Consider the following 12,433-nt stretch of genomic DNA (forward strand, 5'->3'; position numbering starts at 1 on the left):
GGGGGGCTGTTACCGTCTCGGGGTATTGTTACCGGGCCGCCGTCGTAAGCAATCGATGGGGCTACAAGGTGCGGGCCGCGAATGTGTCGCACTGCCTGATGTCGCCGGACTCGTAGCCGCGGCTAAACCAGCGCTGGCGCTGCTCGCTGGAACCGTGCGTCCAGGCTTCCGGGTTCACCTGCCCGGTGGTGGATTCCTGGATCCGGTCGTCACCTACGGCGGAGGCGGCGGACAGGGCATCGTTCAGGTCCTGCTGCGTGAGGGGTTCCAGGAAGGGCTGGCCTGTGGACGGGTCCGGCACGGTGGTGGCGTGCTTGGCCCACAATCCTGCATAACAGTCAGCCTGGAGCTCGACCCGGACGGCGCCGGACTCCGGCCCCTGCGGATCCTGCTGCGCACGGTTGATGTCGCCCAGGACGTTCTGCACGTGGTGTCCGAATTCGTGCGCCACTACGTATTCCTGCGCAAGGGGACCGCCGGATGAACCAAAGCGGTCCACGAGCTCCTGGAAAAAGTCCGGATCGAAGTAGGCCGTGGTGTCCGCCGGGCAGTAGAACGGTCCCACTGCGCTGGTGGCGGATCCGCAACCGGTGTTGGTGCCGCCGGTGAAAATGACGGTCTCGGGCTGGGGGTATTTCACCTTGTACTGCGCAAGGTATTCCGGCCAGAACGCGTTCAGGCTGTTGACCGTGCCGGTGATCCGGCAGTCGATCCGCTGGTCGGCGTCCGCTCCGGTGCTGCAGGCCGGGGCCGTCCCCTGTTCCTGGCCCGGGGGAGCCTGACCAGCACCGGCCAGGCCTTCCAACAGCTGCGGGTTGACGCCCAGTAGGGCTGCGATGAGGAGGATGAGCCCGCCGCCGATGCCGCCGCCCACCTTCACCCCGCGGCCCATGCCGCGCCGGTCCTGGACCTGCGATGGGTCCAGCTGCACATTGTCATTGAAACTCATATGGTCACAATAGCCCGTGGCCCTCGATGGGGGAGGAGCCCGGCCGGTAAAGTTGATCCGATGCCTTTTCTCAACAGAATCCAGCGATGGGCCGCGGAACGGCCCCACGACACCGCCGTTGTGGTCGCCGGCCGGCGCCTGGACTGGGAGCAGCTCCGGGACCAGGCCGCTTCAGTGGTCGCGGACACCAAGTCCGTCAGTGCCCTCTGCGAGCCGAATTCAACGGACTTTGCCGTGAAGTTCGCCGCAGCTGTTGCGGGGGGACGGCAGTGCGCCGTGCTCGATCCGGCGTGGCCTGCAGCGCTCCAGGACGACATCGTGCACCGGGTCCACGCTTCTGCGCGGGCTGCGGCCGTCGCCACCGATGATGCGCTGGAGGACGGGCCGGCAGACTCCCCCTTCCTGATTGGACTTACCTCCGGCACCACCTCGGTTCCCAAGGCGTTCACCAGGTCGCGCCGGTCCTGGCAGGAATCCTTCGAAGCCTCGATTGAGTTCTTCGGGCTCCGCCGGGACGACGTCACGCTGGCTCCCGGTCCGTTGGCGGCCAGCCTGAACCTCTACGCCCTGGCGGAGTGCCTCTACGCGGGCTCCGAATTCCAGACCCTCAAGACGTTCGACGTCGGCGACGTGCACGCGGCCATCACCCATGACCGCGTCACGCGCCTGGTACTGGTACCGACCATGCTCCGGATGCTCAGCGAACGCGGTCTCACCGGTTGCGTAGACGCCTCGGGTGTGCGAACCATCATCTGTGCCGGCTCCAAGCTCGACGCGCGCACCCTGGAGGCGGCCCGCCGCTGGGCACCGAACGCCACCATCTTCGAGTATTACGGTGCCTCCGAACTGAGCTTTGTATCCGGGGCTGGACTGCCGGCCAGCCGGACGCCCTCGCGGGGCGGCACCGGGATCGGCAGGCCTTTCCCGGGCGTCGAAGTGCGCATTATTGACGACGCCGGATCCCCCCTCGAGGACGGAGAGCCCGGCAACATCTGCGTCCGGAGCGCCATGGTGAGCGACGGCTACCTCTGGGGAGACGACGGCCAGGCGCTGCGTGCCTTCGATAACGACTGGTTCACCGTAGGAGACCAGGGCTACCTGGAGGCCGGAGAGCTCCACATCCTTGGGCGCCGCTCGGACATGATCCTGACGGCCGGCAAGAACGTCTACCCGCATGAAGTGGAACTGGCGCTCTCGGCCGTGCCCGGTGTTGCTGCGGCCGTGGCCGCGGGCATGCCCGACGACCTCCGCGGCCAGCGCGTAGTGGCCGGCGTGGTGCCGTCCCACGGGGGAGTCACCGCCGCGCAGCTGCGTGCCGGGCTGGAGGACATTTTGGCCAGGGATAAGCGGCCCCTGCAGTTTTACGCCCTGGCAGAGCTTCCGGTCACCGACCGGGGCAAGGTCAGCCGCAGCCTCTTCCTTGAATGGATCAGCACGCGGGACACGCGGGTGCGCAGCCTTGGCTCCTGATGTGCTCCCGCCGGACCGCCAGCCGGTGATCGTTGCTGCCCGGCGCACCCCCGTGTGCCGCACAAACGGCGCTTTGCGGGGCCTGCGCGCCCACGACTTGCTGGCGCCGGTCCTGAGCCGGCTGGTGTCGGATTCGGGGGTCGGCCCGTCAAGCGTGACGGACGTCGTCATCGGCAACGCCGTCGGCGGCGGCGGCAACGTGGCCAGGTTCGCACTGCTCGAAGCCGGTTTGCCGGTGGAGGTTCCAGGGCTCACCGTTGACCGTCAGTGCGGTTCGGGTCTGGACGCCATCGTCCTGGCCGGCGGCCTGGTGGCCGCCGGGGGCAATCCCCTCTATCTGGCCGGCGGGGTGGAAAGCACCAGCACGGCGCCCCTCCGCGCTTACCCGGACGACGATGGCGTCCCCGAGTTTTTCGCGCGCGCCCGCTTTGTGCCGGCGCGCTATGGCGACCCGGACATGGGGGTGGCGGCCGAGAACGTGGCACGGGAGTTCGGCGTCGGACGGGAGCGGCAGGATGCGTTCGCCTTGCGGAGCCATCGGCGGGCCCTCGCCGCCGCTGCAGCGGGCCGGTTCGCGGCTGAAACGGTACCTTTGGCTGGACTGTCCGGAACGGTGTCGGCCGACGACGGTCCACGCCGCGGGCTCAGCCCGGCCGTGATGGCGAGATTCCCCGCTGCTTTCGTGGAAGGGGGAACTGTTACGGCCGGCAACTCGTGCTTTGACGCTGACGCAGCCTCCGCCGTCGTGATCACTTCAGTGCAGCGCGCGCGGGAACTGGGCGCTGCGGACGGCTTGCTTGTGCTGGGGACGGACACGTCCGGCGTAGAACCGCAACTCCTGGGCGTGGGTGCGGCCACGGCAGCGCGCAAGGTCCTGGCGGCGGCTGGGGTGACTGCTTCCCAGCTGGACCTGGTGGAGTTTAATGAGGCGTTCGCTGCGCAGACGCTGGCCAGTCTGGACCTGCTGGGGATTGACCCTGAAGCGGCCAACCTTGACGGCGGCGCCCTGGCGCTGGGGCATGCCTATGGGGCGTCGGGCGCCGTGCTGGTCACCCGCCTGCTGGCCCAGGCCCGGGCGGTGGACCGGCCGGGATTACTGGGGCTGGCCATGATCAGTATTGCCGGCGGAATGGGCACGGCTGCGCTGCTGCAGTACGCCCGGCTGGCGGACTGACGCACCGGCCCTTAGTCCTCAGGCTCGCCGAGGCCGCGCGCTGCCAGTGCTTCGCCGGTCTGGCGGGCGAATGCCACCGAGGTGATGAAGACAGGCAGGACAAGCGCGCGCGGGTTACGTTCCAGGCCCCTGGCCCGGGCGGAGTCGCGGACGTCCGCAAAAGTTCCGGCAATGTAGGGGATGCTGCGCAGCATCACGCCGATGGTGAGGGCAAAACGTTCGGGGTCGGCGCCGAGGCGTCTGAAGGGCCGGGCCGCCCCCACCACTGCGTCGAGGATTTGCTGGACCGGTGTGGTGGCCGTCAACAGTGACGCAGCAACCACGCAGACCAGGATGTTCAGCACGATCCGTGCTGCTGCCGGGCCGCCCAGCTGCCACCACTGGAAGGCGGCGATGACCGCCAGGACGGGAAGCAGGGGACTGACCGCGGCCCAGAGACGCTGTGGTCCGGCCCCCGTGCTGAGGAACAGCACGCAGAAGCCCGCCAGGACCGCCGCCGAAACCCGCCAGTCCAGCACCACAAAAGAGGCCAGCCCGGTGGCGAACACCAGCACGAACTTCAGGCCCGTGGGGGTCCGGTGCAGCAGGGAGGTGCCCGGCACGTAATTGGCAAGGAGGAAGCCGTGTCCCCTCACGGCGCACCGGCCCCGGCCTGCTCGGCGCACAGGCTGCGGTAGGCGGCAACGGCCTCCGCGGGGGAGCCATCGTAGGCGACCTTGCCCGTTTCAATGACCAGCACGCGGTCCATCGCCAGGGCGAGGTCCAGGTCATGCGTGGACATGATGATCTGCTGGTCCAGGCCGGCCAGGGTGCGCCGCAGTAGTTCCCGGTTGCGCAGGTCAAGCAGGGTGGACGGCTCGTCAAGGACCAGGATGGCCGGATCGACGGCGAGGACTGCGGCCAAGGCCATGAGCTGGCGTTCGCCGCCGGAGAGTTCGTAGATGCTTTGGTCTGCGAGGTGCAGGAGCCCCAGCCGGTCCAGTGAGGCTTCCGCCCTGGCGCGCCGCTCCTTGCCGTTCCGGACGGAGCGGCGCAGTGAGAGTTCCACGTCCTCCCGGCCGGTGGGCATCACCAGCTGGGAAAGCGGATCGGTGAAAACAAAGCCTACGGCGCGACGGACCGCCCGGACGGCGCGCACAGTGTCCGCGCCGTCCACGGCCACCGCCCCGGACGTTGGCTGGACCAGGCCGTTAACCAGGCGGAGCAGGGTGGACTTGCCGGAACCGTTGGCCCCGATAACTCCGATCCGTTCCTCGGTGAGCCGGAGGCTGATTGCTTCCAGCAGCACCTTGGGCGCCGGGGAATGGTCCACGGGAACGGAGACTGCTACCTGGTCGAACGTCACTGTGGGCATGGTCGAGAACCCTAGTCCTGGACCTGTGCGGGTACGGTCCGCAGGGAACGGCGCACCAGGATGTCCGGGAAGGCCCGGTGCAGGGCCACGGCAATAAGGCCGGCGAGGACGTTCTTAACCAGGTCTCCCGGGTAGAAGACGAGGTCGCTGAGGAACGCCTGGCCGATCGTCGCCTTGGTGTTCATGGCAATACCCAGGATGCCCAGGGAGTGGACCACCACCACGCTGGTTACGGTGGCAGCGAGGAAGAACCAGAGGGCGCGGGCGTTGGCGGTGCGGCGGATGACCACAGTGGCCAGCCAGCCAACGACGCCTGCGGCGATGGGGAACGCGATGATGTAGCCCACTGACGGGCCGGCCAGGATGCCCAGACCGCTGCGGCCCTGGCTGAAGATAGGCAGTCCGGCGAGGCCCAGCAAGACGTAGAGGCCGACGGCGGCGAAGCCGCGGCCCGGGCCGAGCACCAGGCCGGTCAGCATGACGGCGAGGGTCTGGAAGGTGATGGGAACGCCGAAGCCGTTGACGGCCAGCCCGGGAACGAGTGCAGAACCGGCCACGAGGGCGGCGAAGACGGCGATCAGGCCAAGGTCGGTGGCGTTCCAGTTGGATCGAAGCGCTGCGGTTTTGGGGGCGGGGGTGCGAGTGTTGCTCATGGTGGTCCTGTCGGGGTTGAACAAGGAAAAGCGGATGTACCGCCGACGTTACCCGGGCCAGACAGGCCCCATCTTGTAGGGCCCCTACTAAAGCGGCCGTCCACCCCTGACGGCCGGGTACAAACAGGCCGAGTGCCCGGGCGCCTCCGGCGTTCCTCCAAGCCTCCGCGGTAAGGAGGGATGAAGATAAAGCGCGGTAGACTTTCATGGGCCGTTCTCCGGCCACTCTCCCCGGCCGACCCGCAGGAACTGTGCGCGGTTGTGGCGTTCCCTGTTGTGAAAGGCCTTACCTGCTGTGATTACCGTCCAGGATCTTGAACTGCGCGCCGGCGCCCGGCTCCTCATGGACCAGGTGAGCTTCCGCATCGACAAGGGGGACAAGATCGGGCTGGTGGGCCGCAACGGTGCAGGCAAAACCACCCTCACCCGCGTCCTCGCCGGCGAAGGCCTTCCCGCCGCCGGGAAAGTGACCCGCAGCGGCGAAATCGGTTACCTGCCGCAGGATCCCCGGACCCCGGACATGGAGCAGCTGGCCCGGGACCGGATCCTGTCGGCACGTGGCCTGGACATCGTGGTGGGCAAGCTGCGTTCGGCGCAGGACGAGATGGCAAGCGACGACGCACAAGTCCAGCGGAAGGCGATGAACCGCTATGACCGGCTCGAGGCAGAGTTCCTCGCCGCCGGCGGATACGCAGCCGAGGCGGAGGCCGCCTCGATCTGCTCCAACCTCGCCCTGCCGGACCGGCTGCTGAACCAGCCGCTCAAGACTCTCTCCGGCGGCCAGCGGCGCCGCGTGGAACTGGCGCGCATCCTGTACTCGGATGCCGAGACCATGCTCCTGGACGAGCCCACCAACCACCTCGACGCCGACTCCATTGCCTGGCTGCGCGACTTCCTCAAGAACCACCAGGGCGGCCTGATCGTCATCAGCCACGACACCGAACTCCTCGAGGCTACGGTCAATAAGGTGTTCCTGCTGGACGCCAACCGGGCGCAGATCGACTTCTACAACATGGACTGGAAGCGGTACCTGCAGCAGCGCGAAACGGACGAGCGGGCCCGCAAACGTGAACGTGCCAACGCCGAGAAAAAGGCCCAGGTCCTCATGGACCAGGCCAACAAGATGCGGGCCAAGGCCACTAAGGCCGTTGCGGCGCAGAACATGGCCAAGCGTGCCGAACGGCTGCTCAGCGGCCTGGAGGCCGTTCGCGAGCAGGACCGCGTGGCAGCCCTGCGCTTCCCGGACCCGGCGCCCTGCGGCAAGACCCCGCTCACCGCAGACGGACTCAGCAAGTCCTACGGCTCGCTGGAGATCTTCACGGACGTGGACCTCGCCATCGACCGCGGGTCCAAGGTGGTCATCCTGGGCCTCAACGGCGCCGGCAAGACCACCCTGCTGCGCATGCTGGCGGGGGTTGACCAGCCGGACACCGGCGAGGTCATTCCGGGCCACGGCGTTAAGGTGGGTTACTACGCCCAGGAGCACGAAACCCTGGACGTCAACCGGACAGTCCTGGAAAACATGCGCTCGGCCGCCCCGGACATGAAGGACGCGGAAGTGCGCGGCATCCTGGGTTCGTTCCTCTTCTCCGGAGACGATGTCGACAAGCCCGCCGGGGTCCTCTCCGGCGGTGAAAAGACCCGCCTCGCCCTCGCCACCATCGTGGCCTCCAGCGCCAATGTCCTCCTTCTGGATGAACCCACCAACAACCTCGACCCCGCCAGCCGCGCCGAAATCCTGGGCGCACTGCGCAACTACACCGGCGCCGTCGTCCTCGTCAGCCACGACGAAGGTGCGGTAGAGGCCCTCAACCCGGAGCGCGTCGTGCTGCTGCCGGACGGGGTCGAAGATCTGTGGAACGAGGACTACCTGGACCTGATCACGCTCGCTTGAGCCGCCGGGTCAACGGACCGGCATTTCTTCGGCTCCAGTAATCCTGCGCAGTTGCTGATAGGTGATGCTGAACATCGTCGTGTGGTCGCCCGCTCCTGCCCAGAGGAGGTCCTTGGTTTGCAGGGAGTGGTCCAGGAGGGTTCTGATTCGCTGTGGGTGGCCGACCGGGGCTACTCCGCCTACCTCCTGGCCTGTGTGTTCCAGCACGAAGTCCGGGGAGGCGCGCCGGATCTTTCCCGAGCCCAACTGTCCCGCCACCAGTGCCGTGTCCACCCGCGCCGCGCCGCTGGCAAGGATCAGCAGCGGTTCGCCCGCCAGTTCGAACACCAGGCTGTTGGTGATCGCCGAAACGTCACACCCCAGCGCCTCGGCGGCGGCCGCGGCAGTCGGTACACCTGCAGGGAAGTGGCGGATCGTGTCGCCGACCCCCGCGGTGACCAGGGCCGAGCGCACCAGGGCCACCGGGCCGCCGTCGTTCGAGGTCACCGGTCAGTACCCCTGCGCGTCCAGCAGCGCATCTTCCTCTTCTTCGGCCGTGGGCCGCTTCCGCCTCCGCGAAGGGGCCGGACGACGCCGGGCGGGAACCGCGGAGTGGACGGTCCCGGCCGCTTCCGCGTCGCCGTCGTCCTCCGCGTCGATGGCCGCGTTCCGCGCCTGCTGCCGGGCGGCATAGCCGAAGCCCACGAACATGAGCACGCCGAACGCGAACCACTGCAGCGAGTAGGACAGGTGCGTGCCCTCCTCGACGGACGGCTTGGGGAACGGGTACGGCATCTCCGCGGCCGGCGGCGTTTCCGAAGCCAGCTGCCCGTAGGCACCTGTGAGGATCGGGTAGGACAGCTGCGCCGCGTAGGCCTTCAGATCGATGGAGGCCAGCTGGCCTTCCGGTGCACCGCGCTGCAGTTCCGGCTCAGGGTGCTTCAAGCGGACGACGGCGGTGACGTCGCCGGCCGGGGGAGCGGGCACCGAATCCGGGCTGCCCGGGTTGTTGTTGCCGATGGGCAGCCAGCCGCGGTCGATGATGACGGTCTCGCCTGAGTCGAGGCGGAACGGGACCACGACTTCGTAGCCCGGCTGGCCGTTGAGCGGGCGGTTGCGGACAATTCGCTGCGCGTCCGGGTCGTACGAGCCCTTCAGCTCAACCTGGGCCCACTCCTTTTCCGGCGCCAACGCCTGAAACTGGTCCTTTGCCTGCGCAAACGGGACGGGAGCAGCCGAATAGTTGCTGACCACGCGGTTGATTTCCGCGAGTGTTTCAGCGCGCCGGTCCATCTGCCAGCGGCCCAGGAACACACAGGCAGAGGCGAAGATCGCGGCCAGCAGCAGGTAACCCAGCCACTTGCTGGAAAACAGGAAGCGGTACATTCAGCTGTCCTGCTCCGGGGCGCCGTCCGCGGCGGCGTCCAGGGGAAGGGTTTCCTTCCACAGGCCACGGGTCTGCAGGTAGTCTTCGAGCCATTCCCGGTGTTCCCCGCAGGCCAGCCAGGTCTTGCGGCGTTCCGGTGTATGGATCTTGGGGTTGTTCCACAACAGCCGCCAAGACGCGTCGGCGCGGCAGGCCTTGCGCGAACAGACTGCCGCGTTCTCCGGGAGCGCGGGATCAGACCCCGCGGCGAAATCGAAAATACTCATGATGCCCGCCGCTCCTCCCCGGGATTGGGGTTGTGAAATTGACCATTCAGGTCCGACTCGTCAATCAGTTCGCCCTGGAGCAGGGTGCTGCCGGGATCGTCATCCACGCCCGCGGCCGCCGGCGCTTCAAGTTCGGCAAGCGGTGCCGAATCCAGCAAGAGGTCGCTGTGGCCTTCCGCGAGGTCGCTTCCGTTGGCGATGATGACGGCGATCCAGGGCAGGAACACTGCCCCGGCCACGGGTATGAGCTTGAACCAGCCGTCGACCACAAAGATCAGGATCAGGCACACCATGCGGATGCCCATGGCCAGGGCGTACTTGACCATGCGCTTGTGCATGTCCACCGAGTGCGCCGCGGCGGCATCCGTAATGCTGTGGACCTCGGCGTCCCCCGAGAACCGGCCGGGTTCTCCGGGCGCGGACTGTCCCGCATGGTTTTCAAGGGTCACGGTGATTGATCACGCTCCAAAGGCTTGGATCAATTCTCTCACCAACGGCAGTGGCACCCAAACCCGGTCCCGGGCGTTCGCTAAGATCGGAGGCAGTCCCAACACCACCTTGCTACCGCGGCGCCGCATGCCGCAGAGAACCGGAGTCCGTCAATGACTGAAGCAGCTTCCGCCCCCCGCAGCGTCCTGATCACCGGCGGTAACCGCGGCATCGGACTGGCCATCGCGGAAGCCTTCCTGGCCAATGGCGACAAGGTAGCCGTGACTTACCGCAGTGAAACGCAACTGCCCGAGGGCATCCTGGGTGTCAAGGCGGACGTTACCGATGAGGCATCCGTGGATGCCGCGTTCAAGGAGGTCGAAGCCGCCCACGGTCCGGTGGAGGTCCTGGTCGCCAACGCGGGCATCACCAAGGACACGCTGCTGCTGCGCATGAGCGAGGATGACTTCACTTCGGTGATCGACACCAACCTCACCGGGGCCTTCCGCGTCATCAAGCGGGCCTCCAAGGGCATGATCCGGCTGCGCAAGGGCCGCGTCGTCCTCATCTCCTCCGTCTCCGGCCTGTACGGCGCGCCTGGCCAGATCAACTACTCCGCCTCCAAGGCAGGCCTGGTGGGTATCGCCCGGTCCCTGACGCGCGAGCTCGGCTCCCGCGGGATCACGGCGAACGTGGTGGCGCCGGGCTTCATCAACACGGACATGACCGCTGAGCTCCCGGAGGCCACCCAGAAGGATTACCTCTCCAGCATCCCCGCTGGCCGTTTCGCCGAAGCGTCCGAGGTTGCCAACGTGGTCCGCTGGATCTCCAGCGACGAGGCAGCCTACATTTCCGGCGCGGTCATCCCCGTGGACGGCGGCCTGGGCATGGGCCACTAGGAGTCTTCCCGGAAACTAGCCGGGCCGGGCTTCTTTGTTGGACCCGGACAACGGAATCACTGCTGTGCGCTGGCATGATGGTCTGCAGAGACAGCGAATTGGACGTTTAGAACAAAGGAAGTATGCATGGGACTGCTGGATAACAAGACCGCCATTGTCACCGGGTCCTCCCGGGGAATCGGCGCCGAGGTGGCCAAGATCCTCGCAGGCGAGGGCGCGGCCGTCGTCGTCAACTATCGTCAGAAGGCGCCCCGCGCCAACAAAGTGGTCCAGGGCATCGAAGCCGACGGTGGCCGTGCCGTGGCGGTGGGAGCGGACCTGACCACCCAGGAAGGCGTCCAGGCGCTGGCCAGCGCAGCGATGGAGAACTTCGGTTCCCTGGACATCCTGGTCCTCAACGCTTCCGGCGGCATGGAGACCGGCATGGGCGAGGACTATGCGCTCAAGCTCAACCGCGACGCCCAGGTGAATATGCTCAACGCCGCTGTCCCGTTGATGAAGGAGGGCTCCCGGGTGGTGTTCGTCACCAGCCACCAGGCCCACTTCATCAACACCGTGCCCACCATGGACGCCTACGAACCGGTGGCCCGCAGCAAGCGCGCGGGCGAGGACGCCCTGCGTGAGCTTGTCCCCAACCTGGCGGACAAGGGCATCTCGCTGGTTGTGGTCTCCGGCGACATGATCGAAGGCACCGTCACCGCCACCCTGCTGGACCGTTCAGCCCCCGGCGCTATCGAAGCGCGCCGCGCAGAGGCCGGCAAGCTGTACTCCGTGGAGGAGTTCGCCCAAGTGGTGGCCGGCATGGTTACCGCGGACGTTGAGTCCGGCCACACGGAGTACGCCGGCGGCGCAGACTACTTCGGCAAGGGCGCGCAGTAGGTCTCAGCTTCCACCCCAACCGCGAGATGACACTTCGCGGCAATGTTCCTCCCGGACACTGCCACGAAGTGTCATCTCGCGGTTAAGGGGTCAGACTCCGGCGATGTGCCGGACGGCGTCCAGGTACGGCATGTTGAGGGCTGCGTCGGCGACGGCCCGCACGGCCGGCTTGGCGTTGAAGGCCACGCCGATGCCGGCGGCACCCAGCATGTCCAGGTCGTTGGCGCCGTCGCCCACCGCGATCGTGTGCTCCAGGGGAATGCCCTCGTCGGCAGCCCACTCCCGCAGGTACTTTTCCTTCGCAGCGCGGTCCACCACGGCGCCCAGCACTTTGCCCGTCAGCGCGCCGTCAACAATCTCGAGCTCGTTGGCCTGCCAGTAGTCCAGGCCCAGATCGCCGGCGATGGGCTCGAGGATCTGGTTGAAGCCGCCCGACACTACGGCAACCACGTGTCCGGCTGCCTTGAATGCGGCAACGAGCTCGGCGGCCCCTTCGCTTAGCTTTACTTCCTGCCGGACGGAATGGACGACGTCGGCGGGCAGCCCTGCGAGCACGGCCACCCGGGCGTGCAGGCTTTGGGCGAAGTCCAGTTCCCCGCGCATGGCCGCCTCCGTCACGGCGGCCACTTCTTCGAATTTGCCCGCATATGCTGCGAGGAGTTCGATGACCTCCTGCTGGATCAGGGTGGAGTCCACATCCATGATCAGGAGTTTTCGGGCAGCCGACCGCAGGCCGGTCGGGACGAGCGCGGTATCAAGGCCCGCCAGTGCCGCACCGGATACCGCACGCCGCAGCGCGGCCAGGCCGGACGTCGTGGAATCCGGCACCTCCAGCTCAGCGACGTGGACCCGGTATCGGTCGTCACCGGCGGTGCTCTCGGACTGCAGCGCAGCGCCCCCAGCGGCCAAGGCGGAACGCAGCTGCTCCAGCGCCGGGGGAGTCATTTTCAAGCCGTAGCTGACCGCAGTCACGTTCGAAGTCATGCCTGCAATCTTAGCCAGCGGGGGAGCGGCGCCTTGAAATCATTGCGCGGTATGGAGGAGCCCGCCCCCCCCGACGTGACGGCGGTCATACCCCCCGTGCCGAACCGCCCCGCACC

General features: G+C 67.3%; 14 protein-coding genes. 5 read left to right on the plus strand and 9 right to left on the minus strand.

Going from position 1 to position 12,433, the window contains the following annotated elements:
- Nucleotides 1–61 precede the first annotated feature (61 nt).
- Nucleotides 62–949: a neutral zinc metallopeptidase gene (locus tag ACFWIX_RS09250; RefSeq protein ID WP_377215825.1), complete on the minus strand. Its 888-nt coding sequence runs from the start codon at nt 947–949 to the stop codon at nt 62–64.
- A 60-nt stretch (nt 950–1,009) separates the two neighbouring features.
- Between ACFWIX_RS09250 and ACFWIX_RS09255 the strand changes: the two genes are divergently transcribed.
- Nucleotides 1,010–2,419 carry a class I adenylate-forming enzyme family protein gene (locus tag ACFWIX_RS09255; protein ID WP_377215826.1) on the plus strand — a complete coding sequence of 470 codons (1,410 nt, stop codon included), beginning with the start codon at nt 1,010–1,012 and terminating at the stop codon, nt 2,417–2,419.
- A complete protein-coding gene (locus ACFWIX_RS09260; RefSeq protein WP_377215827.1) occupies nt 2,409–3,593 on the plus strand; it encodes a thiolase family protein in 1,185 nt (394 codons plus the stop codon). The genes ACFWIX_RS09255 and ACFWIX_RS09260 overlap by 11 nt, the downstream gene beginning before the upstream one ends.
- Before the next feature lie 11 nt (nt 3,594–3,604).
- Here the strand turns inward: ACFWIX_RS09260 and ACFWIX_RS09265 are convergent, their stop codons facing one another.
- From ACFWIX_RS09265 to ACFWIX_RS09275, 3 genes are read right to left on the minus strand one after another with little or no spacing between them, the layout of a single operon-like run.
- Nucleotides 3,605–4,228 (minus strand): energy-coupling factor transporter transmembrane component T family protein, encoded by a 624-nt coding sequence (locus ACFWIX_RS09265; protein ID WP_377215828.1) that lies wholly within the window; start codon nt 4,226–4,228, stop codon nt 3,605–3,607.
- A complete protein-coding gene (locus tag ACFWIX_RS09270; protein ID WP_377215829.1) occupies nt 4,225–4,947 on the minus strand; it encodes an energy-coupling factor ABC transporter ATP-binding protein in 723 nt (240 codons plus the stop codon). Before ACFWIX_RS09270 ends, ACFWIX_RS09265 begins: the two co-directional genes overlap by 4 nt.
- 11 nt (nt 4,948–4,958) lie before the next feature.
- Complete coding sequence (locus tag ACFWIX_RS09275; protein ID WP_377215830.1) at nt 4,959–5,600, minus strand: biotin transporter BioY; 642 nt, start codon at nt 5,598–5,600, stop codon at nt 4,959–4,961.
- A gap of 295 nt (nt 5,601–5,895) precedes the next feature.
- On the opposite strand from ACFWIX_RS09275, the gene abc-f reads away from it, so the two are divergent.
- Nucleotides 5,896–7,494: a ribosomal protection-like ABC-F family protein gene (gene abc-f, locus ACFWIX_RS09280; protein WP_377215831.1), complete on the plus strand. Its 1,599-nt coding sequence runs from the start codon at nt 5,896–5,898 to the stop codon at nt 7,492–7,494.
- Nucleotides 7,495–7,503: 9 nt separating this feature from the next.
- Here abc-f and ACFWIX_RS09285 read toward each other — a convergent pair whose 3' ends face one another.
- The 4 genes from ACFWIX_RS09285 to ACFWIX_RS09300 are packed head-to-tail and all read right to left on the minus strand — an operon-like array spanning nt 7,504 to nt 9,575.
- Entirely contained in the window at nt 7,504–7,980 is a 477-nt protein-coding gene (locus ACFWIX_RS09285; protein ID WP_377215832.1) for a YbaK/EbsC family protein, read from the minus strand.
- A gap of 3 nt (nt 7,981–7,983) precedes the next feature.
- On the minus strand, nt 7,984–8,859 hold the full coding sequence (locus tag ACFWIX_RS09290) for an SURF1 family protein (RefSeq protein ID WP_377215833.1): 876 nt from the start codon (nt 8,857–8,859) through the stop codon (nt 7,984–7,986).
- Nucleotides 8,860–9,126, minus strand: a complete 267-nt coding sequence (locus ACFWIX_RS09295) for a hypothetical protein (RefSeq protein WP_377215834.1) — start codon at nt 9,124–9,126, stop codon at nt 8,860–8,862.
- Entirely contained in the window at nt 9,123–9,575 is a 453-nt protein-coding gene (locus ACFWIX_RS09300; RefSeq protein WP_377215835.1) for a DUF3099 domain-containing protein, read from the minus strand. Before ACFWIX_RS09300 ends, ACFWIX_RS09295 begins: the two co-directional genes overlap by 4 nt.
- Before the next feature lie 153 nt (nt 9,576–9,728).
- Here ACFWIX_RS09300 and ACFWIX_RS09305 point away from each other — a divergent pair, with 153 nt between their 5' ends.
- Both ACFWIX_RS09305 and ACFWIX_RS09310 read left to right on the plus strand, forming a co-directional pair.
- Nucleotides 9,729–10,454, plus strand: a complete 726-nt coding sequence (locus ACFWIX_RS09305; protein ID WP_377215836.1) for a beta-ketoacyl-ACP reductase — start codon at nt 9,729–9,731, stop codon at nt 10,452–10,454.
- A gap of 126 nt (nt 10,455–10,580) precedes the next feature.
- Nucleotides 10,581–11,333: an SDR family oxidoreductase gene (locus ACFWIX_RS09310; protein ID WP_377215837.1), complete on the plus strand. Its 753-nt coding sequence runs from the start codon at nt 10,581–10,583 to the stop codon at nt 11,331–11,333.
- A gap of 90 nt (nt 11,334–11,423) precedes the next feature.
- Here the strand turns inward: ACFWIX_RS09310 and serB are convergent, their stop codons facing one another.
- Nucleotides 11,424–12,317, minus strand: a complete 894-nt coding sequence (serB, locus tag ACFWIX_RS09315; protein WP_377215838.1) for a phosphoserine phosphatase SerB — start codon at nt 12,315–12,317, stop codon at nt 11,424–11,426.
- Between the last annotated feature and the right edge of the window lie 116 nt (nt 12,318–12,433).

This window comes from Pseudarthrobacter sp. NPDC058362 (assembly GCF_042723515.1).
Classification (GTDB): Bacteria; Actinomycetota; Actinomycetes; order Actinomycetales; family Micrococcaceae; genus Arthrobacter.